The following is a 16,080-nucleotide window of genomic DNA, read 5'->3' on the forward strand; positions in this document are numbered from 1 at the left end:
AGTTGTTTTGCTAGGACAAAATATTGAATGATGTACCGAACAATAAAAATGCAATGCTGTGCTGCGCAGTATATTAAAGTAACTCGTCAGCTTTTGCCAACAACTCTGGCTATATTTGTACTTTTATTTTCAGCGGTTGTGCAGGCTGCTGAAAATGATACTTGGTTAGACAGCATGCAAACCGAAGTCAGTCAGTCAATTAATGCCAGTGCAAATTGGTTTGACGATTTTTTTGAGCAAGAAAATAAAACTAAACAAGCCAAAGCTTATGCAAAAATTCGGTTTGGTCTTATTCCGCTAGAACAGGATTTAATCCGGTTTGACAGTAAAATCAGATTACGAGCTAAATTGCCTAATTTAAAAGACAGATGGGACATTATTGTGTCCGATTACGATGAAAACCGTGAGCAAAGTATTACTGACGAAGCAATCAAAGATACCAGTGGTGGTCGTAAAGAAGAACAATTAAATCTAGCACTTAGAGTCACTCACAGCTCAAAAGAAAATCAATATATTTCCAGTCGGATTGGTTTTGCCAAAGGCGCTGACATTTATTTAAAAAGCCGTTATAAACGTAAATTTTTTCCATTTGATGGCTTAAATTTAGAAATTGAACCAGCTCTTTATTATTATCTGGATCATGGTTTTGGCAGCAGAGTTAACTTAGATTTAGAATTTGGTAAAACCCAAAATGGTTTATTCAGACAAACCAATAGCTGGGAAACTATTCAGGATGATAATCACCCAACCTGGCGCCATAGTTTATTACATTATTACCAAATCAATCCTAAATCCGCTTTAATTTCAGGTATATTTGCAACCGGCAGAATCATTAATGACGATTATTTATATGATAACCGTGGTTTTTTTATGCGATACAGATGCCAAGCTATGCGTAAATGGATATACTTTGAAATAGAGCCTTTTGTTCATTTTCCTGATTTTAGAGCGCATGAACGCACTTATGGTATGGCACTTAGGCTTGAAGTTAGTTTTGGTGAATATTAAGGAACACACTATGTTATATTTATTGGCAATAATACTTCCACCGATTGCAGTGCTATTTATTGGCCGCCCATTTATGGCTATTTTAAATCTTATCCTTACTTTATGCTTTTGGGTTCCTGGCGCTATTCACGCTATTTTTTTAGTTCACAGCGCTAAATCAGATAAAAGACAGAAAGAATTAATTGAAGCATTAAAAAATAAAAATTAAGGCAATCAAATGATTAAATCTATTTTATTATCCGCCACCTTACTTGCATTAACGGGCTGTCAAAGCGCTTATTATTCAACAATGGAAAAAGTTGGGTACCATAAACGAGATATTTTAGTAGATAGAGTTGAAAATGCTCAAGATTCACAAAAAGATGCTCAAGAGCAATTTAAATCTGCGCTGGAGCAATTTCAATCGATTGTAGCATTTGACGGTGGTGAATTAGAAAAAGTTTACAACCAACTCAATGATGAATATGAAGCTAGCCTTGAAGCAGCCGAAAATGTGACAAATAGAATTGAAAAAGTAAATGATGTGGCTGAAGCTTTATTTGAAGAATGGCAAGATGAACTTGAGCAATATAGTAATACTAGGCTCAAACAACAAAGCGCAACTCAACTTAGAGAAACTCGTGCGCAATACGACAAATTAATTCGTTCAATGCGTAAAGCAGAAAGTAAGATGCAACCTTTTCTAACATCTTTTAAAGATAATGTACTTTTCCTCAAGCATAATTTAAATGCAAGTGCTATTGGAGCACTAAAAGGAGAGTTGGTGAATATACAGAAAAATGTTGATAATTTAGTTCAAGAAATGGAACGCTCGATTAAAGAATCAGATAAATTTATCGAATCTTTAAAAAAGTCGTAATGTAGCAAAAGATAAACCTAAACAAATTATTTTATTCTACTTAAGTATATGTTTAGGTTTATTCAATTTACTAAAACCGATAAGCAAGCTGTGCATTAAAACGCTTGTCTTCTGTATCGAGCCCTGCAGAATTAGAGTTCCTTTCTCGTTTTGAAACCCCTACTTGGCCAGATAAATGCGTTGATAATTTTGTATTTAAAAATACAGACATAGAAGTATTTTTATCTTCTCGGTTTAAAGAGGCATTTGTAGTTTCATTCAAATAGCGACTTTCACCAAAAGTAGTATTAAATACAAGTTGTGTTTTTGTAGACATGGCATAAGCTGCAGACCAAGTTACAGATTGTGATTCTCGATCATTTCCAAGTGAGGTATTTTCTAATCCTTCTTGTTTACTATATTTATAAGTCAAATTAAATTTTAATTTTCGGCTGTTATCATAACCAATGCTAAAGCTACCAGAAGAGAATTTTACGACTTCGTCATTTAATTCTATATCCTGACCTATTATACCTATCTCTTCTTCACCAGGAGAAACTTGGTAATTAGGGTCAGTTGGCTGGAAGCACTCTGTAAAATCAAGTGTTCCTATAGGACATATAAATGACCCTACCTCACCAGATACAAACTGACGCCGAGAATTAATATCGACCCCTTGAGCGAACTTTGCTCTTGTTTTCAAAAAACGGCTATTCTGCTGTAGGTTTAAACTATAGTTCTCACCGAATTGGTTTCTGTTAGCAGAAAACTGTAAACTAGAACGATCCGAGGGTAACCAACTTAAATCACCACCAATAAAACTTCTAGTTTCTTGCTCCCCTGTTTTTGAGCGATAAGCTAATATATTTATATAGCTTTGGCGAGTAAAGCTCCACCTTAAACCTGTACCATATTCTTTATATGTCAAGCCATCACTCAAAGCCGTTTCGTTGTCGATTTTGTTTTTATCAATTTGGGTTTTAACTACCCACCCGAGCCGATCTGAAACAGGAATATCTAACAGAGTTGAAAAACGTGATTGTGTATAGTCCTGCTGATTGGCACGATCTGAATAGCTAGTCATCAAGTTGATATTCCATGAAAATCGAGATGAAATACCACTTCCTACTGATACACTGGCTTCTTTAGATTGAGTATCAAATTTTCCGGAACTAAAATTACTTCCGCTAAGATCTGTTTCGCCTTCAGCTTCAGCTTGGGAGCGACTAATAAGAGCCCCTGCTTTTAGATGTAAAAACCTTTGATTCCTCAGTTGATATAACAAGCCAGTTTGATAGTTCGTTACTCCTGTTAAATTTTCACTCCCCACGACTTCATCACTAAAAATACCTAATCTTGAATCCATTACTTTATAAGATTTACCGAAAGAAGTAGTCCAAGTTAAAGTATCTTGGATTAAATCTAGTTGGGTATCTAGTCCATAGCTAAAAAACTCCCGATCTGGTTCAGATTCATTATCGTGTTTAGTTTGAACATATTCGGTAAAGCCAGAAAGATTTAACTTTTTACTTTCGTAAATTAAAGCCAGCGATGGAGTTACTTTAACAACTTGATCATCGACATTTTGAGATTCTGCCGAGGTATTACTAGAAGATAAGGAGCCACTTTGAACTTCCACTTTATAGTAATCAAGGCTAAGCTCAGGTTTAAAAGTCAATTCGCCAGCTGCTATGTCAGTTACCATAGCGAGCAACCCAAAGCTAGTTACTAGTTTAATAGATGAACTGCATGGGCGTAAAACAAATTTAGTTTTTCGTATTTGAGGCGTAAGCATACGCATAGCCATATCCATATCCAGTTGTTGAAGACTGTTTTTTTGCTTTGTTCATAACAAAACCTACAGCCTTATCTTTATCAATTTGTTCAACAGCCTGCTTAAGCTCCGACAGATGTGTTTTTTCTTCTTCAACGACAACAAGTACTTGTCCAGCTAAATTAGCGAGCACAGCGGTTTCATTTATCCCTAATAATGGCGGCGCATCCATGACAACAATTCGGTCTGGATAGCGAGTGACAAACTCCTGAGCTAGTTGAGCCATTTTTTCACTGGCTAATAACTCCGTTGATAAATGGTTAGGTCTGCCAGCCGGAATAAAACGCAAGTTATCGATGTTTGTATTGTAAATAATATCTGTTACATCTGTAACTTCATCTAACAAGTACTCCATTAAGCCAGCATCAACTTGATGTTTAATATCCAACTTGCTGCTCACTGAAGGTTTAAGAACATCAGCATCAACCAGTAACACGGTTTTATCTTGCTCAAGCGCAATGCTTAATGCCAAATTAATCGCACAAAACGACTTACCTTCACCCGGGCGGGTACTAGTCACTGTAACTAAGTTTGCAGCTTTTAACGTTTTAGAGAGTCCGCCAAAGGCATTTTGTAAAACTTTACGTTTAATCGCCCGTAGCTCTTCATTTATTAACTTTCGATTCGTTGATAAAGAAACATACCCTTGCTCATCCAAGATATCGAGCTTTAAACTGACTGTTTTTGCTGACGCATGAGAATCAGATACATTTGTATCTGCCGGCATTTGCTCATTGATTTGTTCAGTTGGCTCAATACCAGGTTCCCTTTTATCTATATTCTGTGTTGACTCCAGTGAGCTTTGCTGCTTCTTGAGTTCTTCAGCTTTTTTTTGTTTAGCTAGCGCTTTCTCAATTGTACTCATTAGAAAATAGACCTCACTTGCGCCGTCACAGCAGAAAATATTTTCGTCATAAATTCACTATTTAGTCTATAACCCATCATGTCTAGTAATACAAATCCAGCAAAACCAATTAAAATAAGAATATTAGATACCCAAAACACCATTAACTTCTTATTTTCTACTTGTTTAAGTTTCTTAATGTCAACATGAGAAATTGTCCCAAATACGGGGTGTCCAGTAATTCGAGTTAATTGCGATGCTCTTAATACAACAGGCTGAATTTGACTAACTAAAAATGCAATGCCGATACCAGCTCCAAAACCTATTACTAGAATCGCGACATTCAATAGCATTCGGTTAGGCCCTGACGGTTTAAGCGCTTTCCTTGGCGCCTCTATTACTCTAAATTGAACATCATCAGATTGTAGGTCAGCCTGTTGAGACATTTGCATTGCTTCTCGGCGACTTAATAACTCATCGTATTTAGACTTTGTAATCCCATAGTCACGGTTTAAACCAGCCATTTCAGCTTCAATTTGAGGAATTAAATCCATTTTACTTTCTAAGCTTTTTATTTTATCAATATATGAATCTCGTCTTACTTTTAAAGAAGCAAGTTCGTTTTTGATATTTTGCATCGCGATAGCCATTTCTTCACCAACTCGCCCTTGAACTGCCGGCGCATCTTGAGGACTATTGCTCAGAGCTTTTTGATAACTTTGGATTTCCTGATTACGTAGTTTTTCCAGTGTCTGTAACATCGCCCGAGTTTCTACTACATCAGGGTGCTTGTCGGTATATCTAATCAATAGCTCATCCAATTGCTGATTTAATGAACTAATGCGATTGTCATACTGAGTTTCAATTGCACTGCTTACACTACCCGTTGAACTAACTGAATCATTAGCACTATTTAATGCTGTTTTTAACTGAGCTAACCTTGATTCCGCCTCTTGTATTTGCAATTCATTTGTTTCAAGCTGGGTTTTCAAAGATGAGAGTTGGCCATATACACCACCTGTACTTTGTACAAGTACATCATTATGTTTACGTTTAAAATCGGATAATCTGAGCTCAGCCGCACTCAATCTTTTCTCATATTCTGCAATTTGAGAGTCTAAAAACTTATTAGCTGTATCTGAATCTTGTCTGTTTGAACCTAATGTTGACTCTACAAATAAAGTCAAAGTTTCTTCAACAACTCGTTTTGCTATTTGCGGATCCTTATGCTCAAAGTCAATTGTATAAATGTTTTCTCGCCCCGATGCTTTAAAGTTAATATCTTGCTTTAACATATTGATCAAAGCTTCGTGTTGTTCTGGGGTCGTTACTGTTATATCTAAATCCGTATTCCGTGCAATTTTTTCTAAATTAGGGCGGCTCAATAATGTTTTTGCCATTAACTGCAATTCTTGATCTATATTTGTTTGCAGCGCTAACCCTCTTAATAGAGGTTGGAGAATTGATCTCGTATCAGCAAAAACTTTGGCTGATGATTGATAGACATCTTGCATATTTGCAACATATAACCAAGCGATCGGGCAAACGAGCCAAGTACATACAATAATAAAACGCTTTTTGATCCAAATACCTTTCAGGTATCCTAAAATATCATCCAGCGTTTGTTGAATGTTATCCATCTAAATAAAAACCTCGAATATCAAACTACAAACTTAAAACCAAGCTTCTGGAATTATAATTATATCGCCAGGTAATAAATCAACATTTGCGCTGATATCCCCAGAATTTATTAAACTATTGATTTTTATATTATAACTTTGCTGCTTTCCATTTACGACTCGAACTAACTTAGCGGCATCACCATCAGCAAATTGAGTTAATCCACCAACAACTACCATAAGGTCAAGCAAGGTCATATTCTGCTGATAATTAACCGCCATAGGCTTAGCAGCTTGGCCTATCACTCGAACTTGTTCGCTAAATGGTCCAACAAACCCATTCACACTGACTGTAACAATAGGGTCTTTAATATAGGTTGATAGCGTTTGTTCAATGTTGCGAGCCAATTCTGTCGGCGTTTTACCTGAAACAGAAATATCCTCAACTAAAGATGTGGTAATTTTACCATCGGGTCTTACCACAAAGGAGCCTGATATTTCAGGATTACGCCATACAAAAATATTTAAAGTATCACCAGGACCAATTAAATAACTATATTCGCTAATATTCGTTGTTTTAGATGGGTGTAATGTAGCCGTTGGTAAATGATTTGTACTACAGCCAATTAAGCCTAATGAGATACCACAGGCCAATGACAGTGTTGCTATATGCTTGTTTGTGAACAGCATTTTGTTATTCCTTTACATTTTAAAATAGTCAATTTTGATTTAATTTTAAACTACGAAAACATAATAGAGGAATCACAGATTAAATCAATCATACAATCAAGTTAAATTTATTTGACCGAATAAACCTATCAAATATTGCCAAACTTTAAATTAAATTCAAACTTTTTCATGCAGCAAAGCTGTTGTTGTTATTAAATACGCATAGTATACTCGACGTTAAACAACAACTTAGATTAGCGACTTATCTGTAATATATATTAGCAGTCGGATGAGCGTTGTGCTCACAATGGTTGTTTACTTGGTCATAAAAACCACTAACAAACCAAAAAAGCACAATTTAACACGGAACTCAAACAGGTATGGCTTATACATATTCTGGGCATACGCACCAGAAAATAAAACCATTGATATTAATAGAAACCACTATTTTATGTATTGCAGGGTATCTTGGTTTATATCTTTCCTCTATCAATAATCCTTTTGATGATTTTTCTAGCATTCAAATACATATAACTAATGTACTTGTTTTTGTTGTTGTAACTCAATTGGCTTTACTCTCTGTAGGTTTATATGAATTACGTTTGAGAGAATCTATTAGTGGTATCATAAGAAGAGTATTAGTTAGCGTTGGTTTAGCTTACTTCTGCCATGATGCGATCATTCTCAATCTATTCGACAGCCTAAAAATCAACCCTTTCTTTATACCTTACACTGCTATTATTAGTGTTATCTTTATTTCGATATTTCGCTATATCATCATTGACAATGAGTGGTTTGGTTTTTCCAGAAAAGATGTTTTAGTGATTGGCTCCGGTGAAAGAGCTTCAATCATTGAGCGCCGCATGAGACGACGAGCTGATCGACGAGGAATTAATCTGGTTGGATTTGTTCCTATCGCCGGAGATAAGCCTCAATGCATTATCAACGAGACTCTAATTGAGTTAGATGTAAAGCAAGACCTAGAAAGCTTTGTGATTGAAAATGACATCCAAGAAATTATTATAGCCTGTGATGAGCGTAGAAATGCGTTGCCATTAGAAGCACTATTCAACTTCAAAATTAGAGGTGTTGAAATTACAGACATCCTAGACTTTATAGAGAGAGAAACCGGCCAAGTTGCGGTCAACTTAATCTATCCTAGCTGGGTTATTTATTCGAATGGGTTTAATACAACTAACCACTTGAGAGACTCTCTGGATTACTTATTTAATGCATTTTTAGGCTTTGTCATTTTTTGCATAACTTGGCCTCTAATGTTGATTACTGCGATCTTAATATTTTTAGAAGATGGTAGACGTACAGGTGCATCTGTATTTTACAAGCAAGAACGAGTTGGATTAGATGGAAGAATCTTTAAAATTATAAAATTCAGAAGCATGGGACCTGATGCAGAAAAATCTGGGGCTCAATTTGCACAAAAAAATGATGATCGAACAACCAAAGTTGGGAAATTTATCCGAAAATACCGTATTGATGAGCTACCTCAATTATTTAATGTATTTAAAGGAGAGATGGGATTTGTTGGGCCAAGACCAGAACGTCCACAATTTGTCACTCAGTTCATTAAAGAAATCCCTTACTACAATCAAAGACATAATGTAAAACCAGGCTTAACTGGGTGGGCTCAGTTAAAATATCCTTATGGTTCAAGTTCTGAAGATACCATTGAAAAATTAAAATTTGATCTGTATTACATTAAGCATAGATCTATCATGTTCGACTTGTTAATTTTATTGAGAACTTTCGAGATTATTTTATTTGGAAAAGGCCGTTAAAACCGTGAAAAAATCCCCGATCTTAAACGCTATGACTGTTGATGTAGAAGATTACTTTCATGTTTCAGCTTTTGAAAAACAATTTAGCAGAGAAGATTGGGATAACTTACCACACAGAGTAGAGCAAAATACCTACCGTTTATTAGACTTGTTTGATTCAAACAACTGTAAAGCAACTTTTTTTATTTTAGGTGCTGTAGGCGAGAAATATCCACAATTATTAAAAGATATACATAATCGGGGCCATGAAGTAGCAAGCCATGGCTATGCACATAGAAGAGCAACAACTCAAACGGCTGAAGTTTTTAAAGCAGATGTAGAGCGTTCAAAAAAGCATTTAGAAGATACAATTGGAGCTGAAGTCATAGGCTATAGAGCTCCTAGCTTTTCAATAGATGAAAGCAATGAGTGGGCTTTTGAAGTGTTAGCACAGTTAGGTTTTCTTTATAGCTCAAGTACTTACCCTGTTAAACACGACCTATACGGCACTCCGCACTGGCCTAGATTTAAATATCAAAGGCCAGAAGGGATAATAGAAATACCGGTTCCAACATTAAAATTTGCCGGAAAACAAATTCCTATTGGCGGCGGAGGCTACTTTCGCCTCTACCCAACTTTTTTAGCACATGCTTTAGTTGATAAATATCATACAGCGGAACAACAACCCTATTCTTTTTATTTTCATCCGTGGGAAATAGATCCAGACCAACCTAGAGTAAAAGATGCACCTTTTAAATCTAAATTCAGGCATTATCTGAACTTAGACAAAATGGAAAGTAGACTAGAACTTCTGCTAAATCGCTATCATTGGTCAAGTATGAAAGATGTCTATAAAATACAGAACTGTTAAATATGGAAAAGCTGCTATTTTTAAGTCACGTTTTTCCAGCCCCGCCGAACAAAGGAAATAAAATAAGGGCATTTAATTTAATCAAATTTTTAAGCCAATATTTCGAAATACATTTAGGTTGCTTTAGTGACAGGGATTTAACCGAAGACGACCTTAACCAACTTAAACCGTATATTGCTCAATTATATTACGTGCCTATAAAACACCGAACCACCCACTTATTAACAAGTTTCTCATTATCGTTATTGACCAATAAAACCATCACCTATGCATACTTTTCTAATACTAAGCTACAAACATGGGTAGATAGCCAAGTTAAACAATATAAGTTTAACACCTGTTATGTTTTTTGTACCTCAATGGCTCAATATGCGACAAAAGGAATATCAACTAGAGCTTATCAGATAAATCTTCTTCTTGATTTAGTCGATGTAGATTCTAGCAAGTGGTTATTATTTTCAAACAAAGCGCAGTTTATAAAAAAATGGATATATCAACGTGAAGCTAAAAAGCTAGCAAGTTATGAAAAAGCGTTAGTGAAACAGTTTAATACTTGTTTACTTGTTTCACAGCAAGAAGCACATGAACTAACTCAAATGGCACCTAACTATGGTAATAAAATTCATTTTATAGAAAATGGAGTTGATACTGTTTTTTTTTCACAAAAGCCAACTATAAGTTTACAACTTAAAGTACCTTATATCGTGTTTACAGGTGCAATGGATTATTGGGCAAATGTAGATGCTATGCTTTGGTTCATAAAAAATGTCTGGTCTGATTTATTAGAAATATTACCAGAGCTAAAATTATTTATTGTTGGTAGCAATCCACATAAAGCTTTAAGAAACTACCATGGCAAAAATAATATTTATATTACTGGTTACGTACAAGATATCAGGCCATATTTAAAAAACTCTCTCTTTGCAATTGCCCCCTTACAAATTTCCAGAGGAATTCAAAACAAAGTTTTAGAAGCAATGGCAAGCGGTAAACCAATTATTTTAAGCCCATCAGCAGCTAATGGACTAAATTTAAATCAAGAACAGCTTAGTTTAATTTGTCAGACTAAAGAGGATTATTTAACTCAAATCCAAACGCTGTACAATAACCACTTTTTAATAGAGCGTATAAGTAAAGCTAACCAAAACTGGATTAAGTCAAATTATTCATGGGAACAGTGCTTAAATAAATTATTCCATAACAAGATTATAAAAATTTCAAAGGATTAGAAATGAAAACAATAAGCTTAAATATTTGGAAATACCTAACATTTATTACCTTGGGCTTATGGATAATACTATTCTGGGAAGGATTATATAGTGCTCTAGATATTTGGCTACGCTCCGAAATCTATAACCATTGCTTACTTATTCTGCCTATATGCATTTACTTAGCGTATCAAAAAAGAAAACAGATAAATTTAACAACTATCAAGCCGCTAACCGGTTTGATTATTCCTATTGTAGCTATATTGTTTGTTTATTTATTTGCTTTAATTGGCGAAATTCAAGTTTTAGCCCACATTGCTACATTTACCTCAATTACATTTATTTGCTTTTATTTATTAGGGTATCAAGAAGCTAAAAAAATCAGCTTTCCTCTATTCTTTGTTTGGTTTTCTATTCCTATTGGAGATCAATTAATTCCTGTGCTTCAACAAATGACTGCCACAGCCTCTGTAGCGCTACTGCAAGCTAGTCATATTCCCGTATTTAAAGACGGCTTATATATCGAAATACCAAATGGCAAGTTTTTAGTTGCTGAGGCGTGTTCTGGGATTAGCTTTTTTATCAGTGCCAGTGCTTTTACTTTTCTTTACTCTCATTTATATATCAGTCATACACCTAAAAAAATTCTCTTTACAATAATAGGGGTTACTACTCCTATTATTGCCAATATGGTAAGAGTTTATGGGATTATTATGGTGGCACATTTATCTGATATGGAATATGCCACTGGTGCAGATCACTTAATTTATGGCTGGGTATTTTATTTATTTGTCTTATGGTTGGTTTATTTAATAGGTGAAAAGTTTAAAGACTCAATCACTATTGAATCGACTCATATTTCAAATAAAGCTAAAAGCTCAAGCTCTGCTGATTTTAAAGTCATAATCACATCTAACTTTATTCTAATTTTAAGTTTATTAGTCGCTATATACATCAAACTTACAGTTGAAGATCAAACCATAGAAAACTCTAATTTTGCTGTATCTTTCAGCCAAACACACGATTTGAAAATATCTAATCAGAATCTGCTTGATACTTACTTTACAGACCCTGATAATATTACAAATTATGTGACTACAATAAAATCTTTCCCGGTTGCAATACAGTTAATTAATTACTCTGAGAATAATAGAAAAGGGGAGCCAATTTCTTCTATTAACAAATTTTATGATAATAAAGTTTGGAATATTACGACTAAGCTAAATTTACAAAAAAACCATTCTAATTTACCAGAAGATGCCAACATCTTAGAATTATCTGGGCCAAATAACCATAAACGAGTTTTAATCACTTGGTATCAATTTGAAGACTATAAAACGGGTAACCCTGTTAAAGCCAAGCTATACCATACCTTGCAAAAACTATTAGGTTCCCAATATGCCACTGGCATTGTAGCAATATCGATAAATGCAGCTAAAAAAGATATTGATTTGGCACTAGAGACAGCGCTTAATGAAAAATTAAATAACGCAGTCATGTTAAAATAACTTTACATTATTATAGGCATTCTATTTGTCACTTAATTGTATAAATCTTAATCAGGGATTAAACTGTCTCCGCATATAATTTTTCTATGTAGTATATAGGAGCAGTAAATTGTATCATTTAAAATCCCTTAATGTTGTTCGTCCGTTTTTTATCAATACAAAATTATTATTAAGCTTGCTTATTATTATTTTGAGTTATTCATCAGATCTTCAAGCTAGAATGTGGTCTGAAGGACAATGCTCAGAAAACATACAAGAAGGTGCAAATAATAAATTTTATAATCGTGGAGCTGGTTTACGTTGGAATCACTTTTTAGGTGATTGGCGTGATGCTAGAAACATAAAGCAAGGTTCAACTCCTTTCGCTAGCCTAGAAGTTCTCGACAAAGATAACATTCAAACGTTTTCTGTAGATCTAACTGAGTTGGCTCAAATATGGATTAATGACCCAGCCACAAACCAAGGTCTATTGGTAAAAAATAATTCAAGTAGTAAATTTTATATTGTCAGTAAGGAACATGAGCAATATGAACAAGCAGCTCAACTGGAAATAATCAGTTCGCAAGGCTCTTATCTTCTTGATGTGAGTGCTGATACAGCCTTACTCAGCTATACCTATAAATGTGGAGGTAATGCTCAGAACTTAGAAGTTAGTGATAAATCAAGTACTTTACTGTATTTTGATTTAAACAAAGTCCCAGATATTATTTCCGCACAATTACATTTTTCGACATCTGAAAACCAGTATGGTCATTCCAATATAGACTTCTATCGTGTTTCTATAGAGAAAAAACATAACATCGGATTTAATTTATCTAGTAAATATCCAAATGATTATTTAGTTGTCGATGATGAAAGCCTTATTATGGTGGAATCATTTGAAAATGATGACTGGCCTAGTAACTGGTCCTTTGCAGGTCCAATGCAAAACCTGTCATTAATAGAAAGTAATGATGCTGAGCACTTTGAAGCTTTAATGGGTAAAGCATTGCAAGTATATTTACCCCAAGGTGAATTAAGTGCCTTAAACGCAGCGTATATATTTCAAGATAAAATTGGCCATGATCTAGACGAAGTTTATTTTAGATATTATTTACGATTTGGTGAATCTTGGAATACAACACAAGTTGGAAAATTACCTGGCATAGCTGGAACTTATCATGGTGAAAGTTATGCTGGTGGCTGGGGAGGCAGACGCAGTAATGGCGAAAATGGCTGGTCTATCAGAGGCTATTTTAAACCAAGATTAAGTGAAGAGAACTATTTCGCAAATCGAGTTCCGATTGGTAACTATATTTATCATGCAAACCAAACAGGCACTTGGGGAATGGAGCTAACTTATGATGGCGAAAACCCAGGCATGCTTGAAAGAAATAGATGGTACTGCATTGAGCAATATGTAAAAGTAAACACCCCAGGTCAAAGTAATGGCATTTTAAAAGCTTGGATTGATGGAGCCCCTGCATATGAGTTAAATAACTTAAAAATGCGTAATGAGGGTTTTGAACATATATCAATCGACAGAATATGGATGAATATTTATCATGGTGGTAAAGATCCAAACAATAAAGATATATATGCTTTTATTGATAATGTAGTCGTGGCCACACAGCCTATTGGTCCAATTACATTTGATCCTAATTTGCCTAAAGCAGGTTCAGAACCTAATAGAGCACCTATAATCACGACTCAAACTCCTGAATCAGAGGTAACACTGGTGCAAATAGAAATTCCAACTGAGTTTTCTATTTCAGTGAATGAGCCAGACAGACAATCCGTCAATATATCATGGTATCTTGATGGTAAGTTAATTAATGAAGATTCCGAGTATTTTACTTACACCCCTACGTTGTCAGATAGCCCTGAGCAAAACTTACAAGTTGTTGTAACGGATACTTACGGTGAAACAGCAAGTTATAATTGGACAATACAGGTAGATCAAACCAACATTCAAAGATTAGAGCCAATAGAGGACACTTCTTTATTTATTCATTTGTCCCCTTCACTTGGGATGTCTGAGAAGTTAACTATCGGCTATCGAAATGAAACTATCCTGCTACGTTTTAAGAATTCAGTCGACTTTGCTAATAAAGCGATTAAAGAGGCTAAGCTAATACTTTTTGATGAAGAACAATATGGTAACGCGGAGCTAAATATTTTTGCAGGTAATGACTTGTGGCTTGAAGGTACATCGACAAGCAATGGTTCAACAGCAAGGTATATTGATCTCTCTACCCGTAATGAGTGGCCACAGGGCCAGAGTACTTGGTATGATACTCAAGGGATTGAATTTGGAACACAGCCTTATTACAGCCAATCCATACCAGATAAAAATAAAGGTTTTTATTTAGAGATAGATATAGCCTCTTTTATTTATGACTATCAAAATGCTGAAAATTTTAATTTAGTTTTAAAGACTGATATAGGTAAGCATTTATTTACTTCTAAACAATCACCAGTTGAGTCTCAACGGCCCCAACTAGTTATTGTATATGAATAAACTCTTTAGGTGGGCTTAATTGGGCCCACCTAAACCTATTTAGACTAAGCTGTTAACTGAAGCTTGCTTTTCTGCTTTTCTGCATATTCAGTTTCATGCTTATTGATTAGCTTATTTACAATCATAGTTAAACCAAATAATAGCCAAATAAAATCTCCATATACAAATGAATAAAAAGATCCACTGAATATAAACACGGTTTGACTACAAATGAATGCATCACACATTTGTTTGTAATAGGTAGGGTTCTCTAAGTATTCAGGTTTAGATTTTGCCTTTGCTCTTATTCTAAACAAACTAATATAGTTATTGATTAGCATAAATATCCATATTCCTATACCAATAAATCCATGCTCAGCAAGCAACTGAAAATGAGTACTATGTACAACTCGATTACGCCCATATAAACCATTAGTGTCATCATAATAATTATAATATTCTCGATAACATTCTGGCCCAACGCCCATTGGATGGTCAACGACCATTTCACGCGCGACTTTCCAAAAATGCGGTCTAGAAGCTGCTGATTGATCTCTTTCCTCTTTTTCAGCCGTTATTGATGCTAACCTCTCTTTATAACCATCAGGTAAGGGGGCAAGAATAAAACCAACAATGAGTAAAGGTGACCAAATTAAGATTTTCCTAAAACGCTTAGAATTCAGTAAATATAAAACCATTAAACCTAGCACTAAGGAAATCGCATTTCCTCTAGATTCTAGTGATATGACATTGTACATTGTGCCTAAAATAACTGGGATTAATCCTAATCTAAACCAATTTACTCTCTTTTTAAAAAATTCAGGAACCATATCAACAGTTAATTTATTACTACACTGTTGATAAAGAAAAATAAGAAAAAAAACAAAAAATACACTGCCAAATGCGAATGCGTTACTACCAGTAAATAATCCTGTCAGATTAGAAGAACCATAAGCGGATACACCTCCCCCAGTTAGAGAGTGTATGCCCCCTTTACCTGCATGAAAGCCCAATGATAATGCAATCACACTAATCATAGCTAAAAGCTGCTTTTGCGTTTGAATCACTGATACCGAGACCAAGATACAAATAAACATAGGTATTAATGTCATCATTGGACTGACGGTTTTAAATACATCAGAGCAACCATTAAATATTTGAGAAACAAACATAAACAAAACAAATGTGACCATCAGCTTAGCTTGTTTATCTTTCAAATATGGAAAGTAGCGCTCTTTTGCCGAAATTATAATTAATAGTAGAGCAGCAATCATTGGCAGTTTAAAACCAGAATAATCAGCATACACGTAATCTACTGGCCTAAATATAGAAAACCACCAGTAAGTTAATAAAGCATAAAATGGCGCTCTAAACGCTAAAAATAATCCTAAGAGCATCAAAGCAAGAAAAAAGAGGTCTCTCATTTA

Annotated in this window: 13 protein-coding genes; 8 read left to right on the plus strand and 5 right to left on the minus strand. The window is 34.8% G+C overall.

Translation table 11 applies throughout. The features are described from left to right. Positions 1 to 27: 27 nt before the first annotated feature. Genes N7931_RS07745 through N7931_RS07755 form a run of 3 tightly spaced genes read left to right on the plus strand, consistent with a single transcriptional unit; the run spans position 28 to position 1,867 of the window. The gene (locus N7931_RS07745) at positions 28 to 1,008 is read left to right on the plus strand and encodes a hypothetical protein (protein WP_262793154.1); all 981 of its coding nucleotides are present in this window, start codon (positions 28 to 30) and stop codon (positions 1,006 to 1,008) included. A 10-nt stretch (positions 1,009 to 1,018) separates the two neighbouring features. Continuing rightward, the gene (locus tag N7931_RS07750) at positions 1,019 to 1,216 is read left to right on the plus strand and encodes a YqaE/Pmp3 family membrane protein (RefSeq protein ID WP_262793155.1); all 198 of its coding nucleotides are present in this window, start codon (positions 1,019 to 1,021) and stop codon (positions 1,214 to 1,216) included. 9 nt (positions 1,217 to 1,225) lie between these two features. Beyond that, positions 1,226 to 1,867: a DUF2959 domain-containing protein gene (locus N7931_RS07755; RefSeq protein WP_262793156.1), complete on the plus strand. Its 642-nt coding sequence runs from the start codon at positions 1,226 to 1,228 to the stop codon at positions 1,865 to 1,867. 70 nt (positions 1,868 to 1,937) lie between these two features. Here the strand turns inward: N7931_RS07755 and N7931_RS07760 are convergent, their stop codons facing one another. Genes N7931_RS07760 through N7931_RS07775 form a run of 4 tightly spaced genes read right to left on the minus strand, consistent with a single transcriptional unit; the run spans position 1,938 to position 6,833 of the window. After that, on the minus strand, positions 1,938 to 3,653 hold the full coding sequence (locus N7931_RS07760; protein ID WP_262793157.1) for a hypothetical protein: 1,716 nt from the start codon (positions 3,651 to 3,653) through the stop codon (positions 1,938 to 1,940). After that, positions 3,613 to 4,545, minus strand: coding sequence for an XrtA-associated tyrosine autokinase (locus N7931_RS07765; RefSeq protein ID WP_262793159.1), 933 nt, complete (start codon positions 4,543 to 4,545; stop codon positions 3,613 to 3,615). The genes N7931_RS07760 and N7931_RS07765 overlap by 41 nt, the downstream gene beginning before the upstream one ends. Beyond that, entirely contained in the window at positions 4,545 to 6,164 is a 1,620-nt protein-coding gene (locus N7931_RS07770) for an XrtA system polysaccharide chain length determinant (RefSeq protein WP_262793160.1), read from the minus strand. The genes N7931_RS07765 and N7931_RS07770 overlap by 1 nt, the downstream gene beginning before the upstream one ends. 33 nt (positions 6,165 to 6,197) lie before the next feature. Continuing rightward, positions 6,198 to 6,833 (minus strand): XrtA/PEP-CTERM system exopolysaccharide export protein, encoded by a 636-nt coding sequence (locus tag N7931_RS07775; protein WP_262793161.1) that lies wholly within the window; start codon positions 6,831 to 6,833, stop codon positions 6,198 to 6,200. 359 nt (positions 6,834 to 7,192) lie between these two features. Between N7931_RS07775 and N7931_RS07780 the strand changes: the two genes are divergently transcribed. From N7931_RS07780 to N7931_RS07800, 5 genes are all read left to right on the plus strand, one after another. Further along, on the plus strand, positions 7,193 to 8,608 hold the full coding sequence (locus N7931_RS07780) for a TIGR03013 family XrtA/PEP-CTERM system glycosyltransferase (RefSeq protein ID WP_262793163.1): 1,416 nt from the start codon (positions 7,193 to 7,195) through the stop codon (positions 8,606 to 8,608). Between the two features lie 31 nt (positions 8,609 to 8,639). Further along, positions 8,640 to 9,458, plus strand: coding sequence for an XrtA system polysaccharide deacetylase (locus N7931_RS07785; protein WP_262793261.1), 819 nt, complete (start codon positions 8,640 to 8,642; stop codon positions 9,456 to 9,458). 2 nt (positions 9,459 to 9,460) lie between these two features. After that, entirely contained in the window at positions 9,461 to 10,687 is a 1,227-nt protein-coding gene (locus tag N7931_RS07790) for a TIGR03087 family PEP-CTERM/XrtA system glycosyltransferase (protein ID WP_262793165.1), read from the plus strand. 2 nt (positions 10,688 to 10,689) lie between these two features. After that, a complete protein-coding gene (gene xrtA, locus N7931_RS07795) occupies positions 10,690 to 12,174 on the plus strand; it encodes an exosortase A (RefSeq protein ID WP_262793167.1) in 1,485 nt (494 codons plus the stop codon). Positions 12,175 to 12,283: 109 nt separating this feature from the next. Next, positions 12,284 to 14,674, plus strand: a complete 2,391-nt coding sequence (locus tag N7931_RS07800; RefSeq protein WP_262793169.1) for a polysaccharide lyase — start codon at positions 12,284 to 12,286, stop codon at positions 14,672 to 14,674. Positions 14,675 to 14,718: 44 nt separating this feature from the next. Here N7931_RS07800 and N7931_RS07805 read toward each other — a convergent pair whose 3' ends face one another. Beyond that, complete coding sequence (locus N7931_RS07805) at positions 14,719 to 16,077, minus strand: O-antigen ligase family protein (RefSeq protein ID WP_262793171.1); 1,359 nt, start codon at positions 16,075 to 16,077, stop codon at positions 14,719 to 14,721. Positions 16,078 to 16,080 lie beyond the last annotated feature (3 nt).

This window comes from Catenovulum sp. 2E275, assembly GCF_025515275.1.
Taxonomy (GTDB): Bacteria; Pseudomonadota; Gammaproteobacteria; order Enterobacterales; family Alteromonadaceae; genus Catenovulum.

Coding starts and splice junctions, on each gene's coding strand:
- N7931_RS07745 (WP_262793154.1), top strand. CDS start 28: ATGATGTACCGAACAATAAAAATGCAATGCTGTGCTGCGCAGTATATT.
- N7931_RS07750 (WP_262793155.1), top strand. CDS start 1,019: ATGTTATATTTATTGGCAATAATACTTCCACCGATTGCAGTGCTATTT.
- N7931_RS07755 (WP_262793156.1), top strand. CDS start 1,226: ATGATTAAATCTATTTTATTATCCGCCACCTTACTTGCATTAACGGGC.
- N7931_RS07760 (WP_262793157.1), bottom strand. CDS start 3,653: ATGGCTATGCGTATGCTTACGCCTCAAATACGAAAAACTAAATTTGTT.
- N7931_RS07765 (WP_262793159.1), bottom strand. CDS start 4,545: ATGAGTACAATTGAGAAAGCGCTAGCTAAACAAAAAAAAGCTGAAGAA.
- N7931_RS07770 (WP_262793160.1), bottom strand. CDS start 6,164: ATGGATAACATTCAACAAACGCTGGATGATATTTTAGGATACCTGAAA.
- N7931_RS07775 (WP_262793161.1), bottom strand. CDS start 6,833: ATGCTGTTCACAAACAAGCATATAGCAACACTGTCATTGGCCTGTGGT.
- N7931_RS07780 (WP_262793163.1), top strand. CDS start 7,193: ATGGCTTATACATATTCTGGGCATACGCACCAGAAAATAAAACCATTG.
- N7931_RS07785 (WP_262793261.1), top strand. CDS start 8,640: ATGACTGTTGATGTAGAAGATTACTTTCATGTTTCAGCTTTTGAAAAA.
- N7931_RS07790 (WP_262793165.1), top strand. CDS start 9,461: ATGGAAAAGCTGCTATTTTTAAGTCACGTTTTTCCAGCCCCGCCGAAC.
- xrtA (WP_262793167.1), top strand. CDS start 10,690: ATGAAAACAATAAGCTTAAATATTTGGAAATACCTAACATTTATTACC.
- N7931_RS07805 (WP_262793171.1), bottom strand. CDS start 16,077: ATGAGAGACCTCTTTTTTCTTGCTTTGATGCTCTTAGGATTATTTTTA.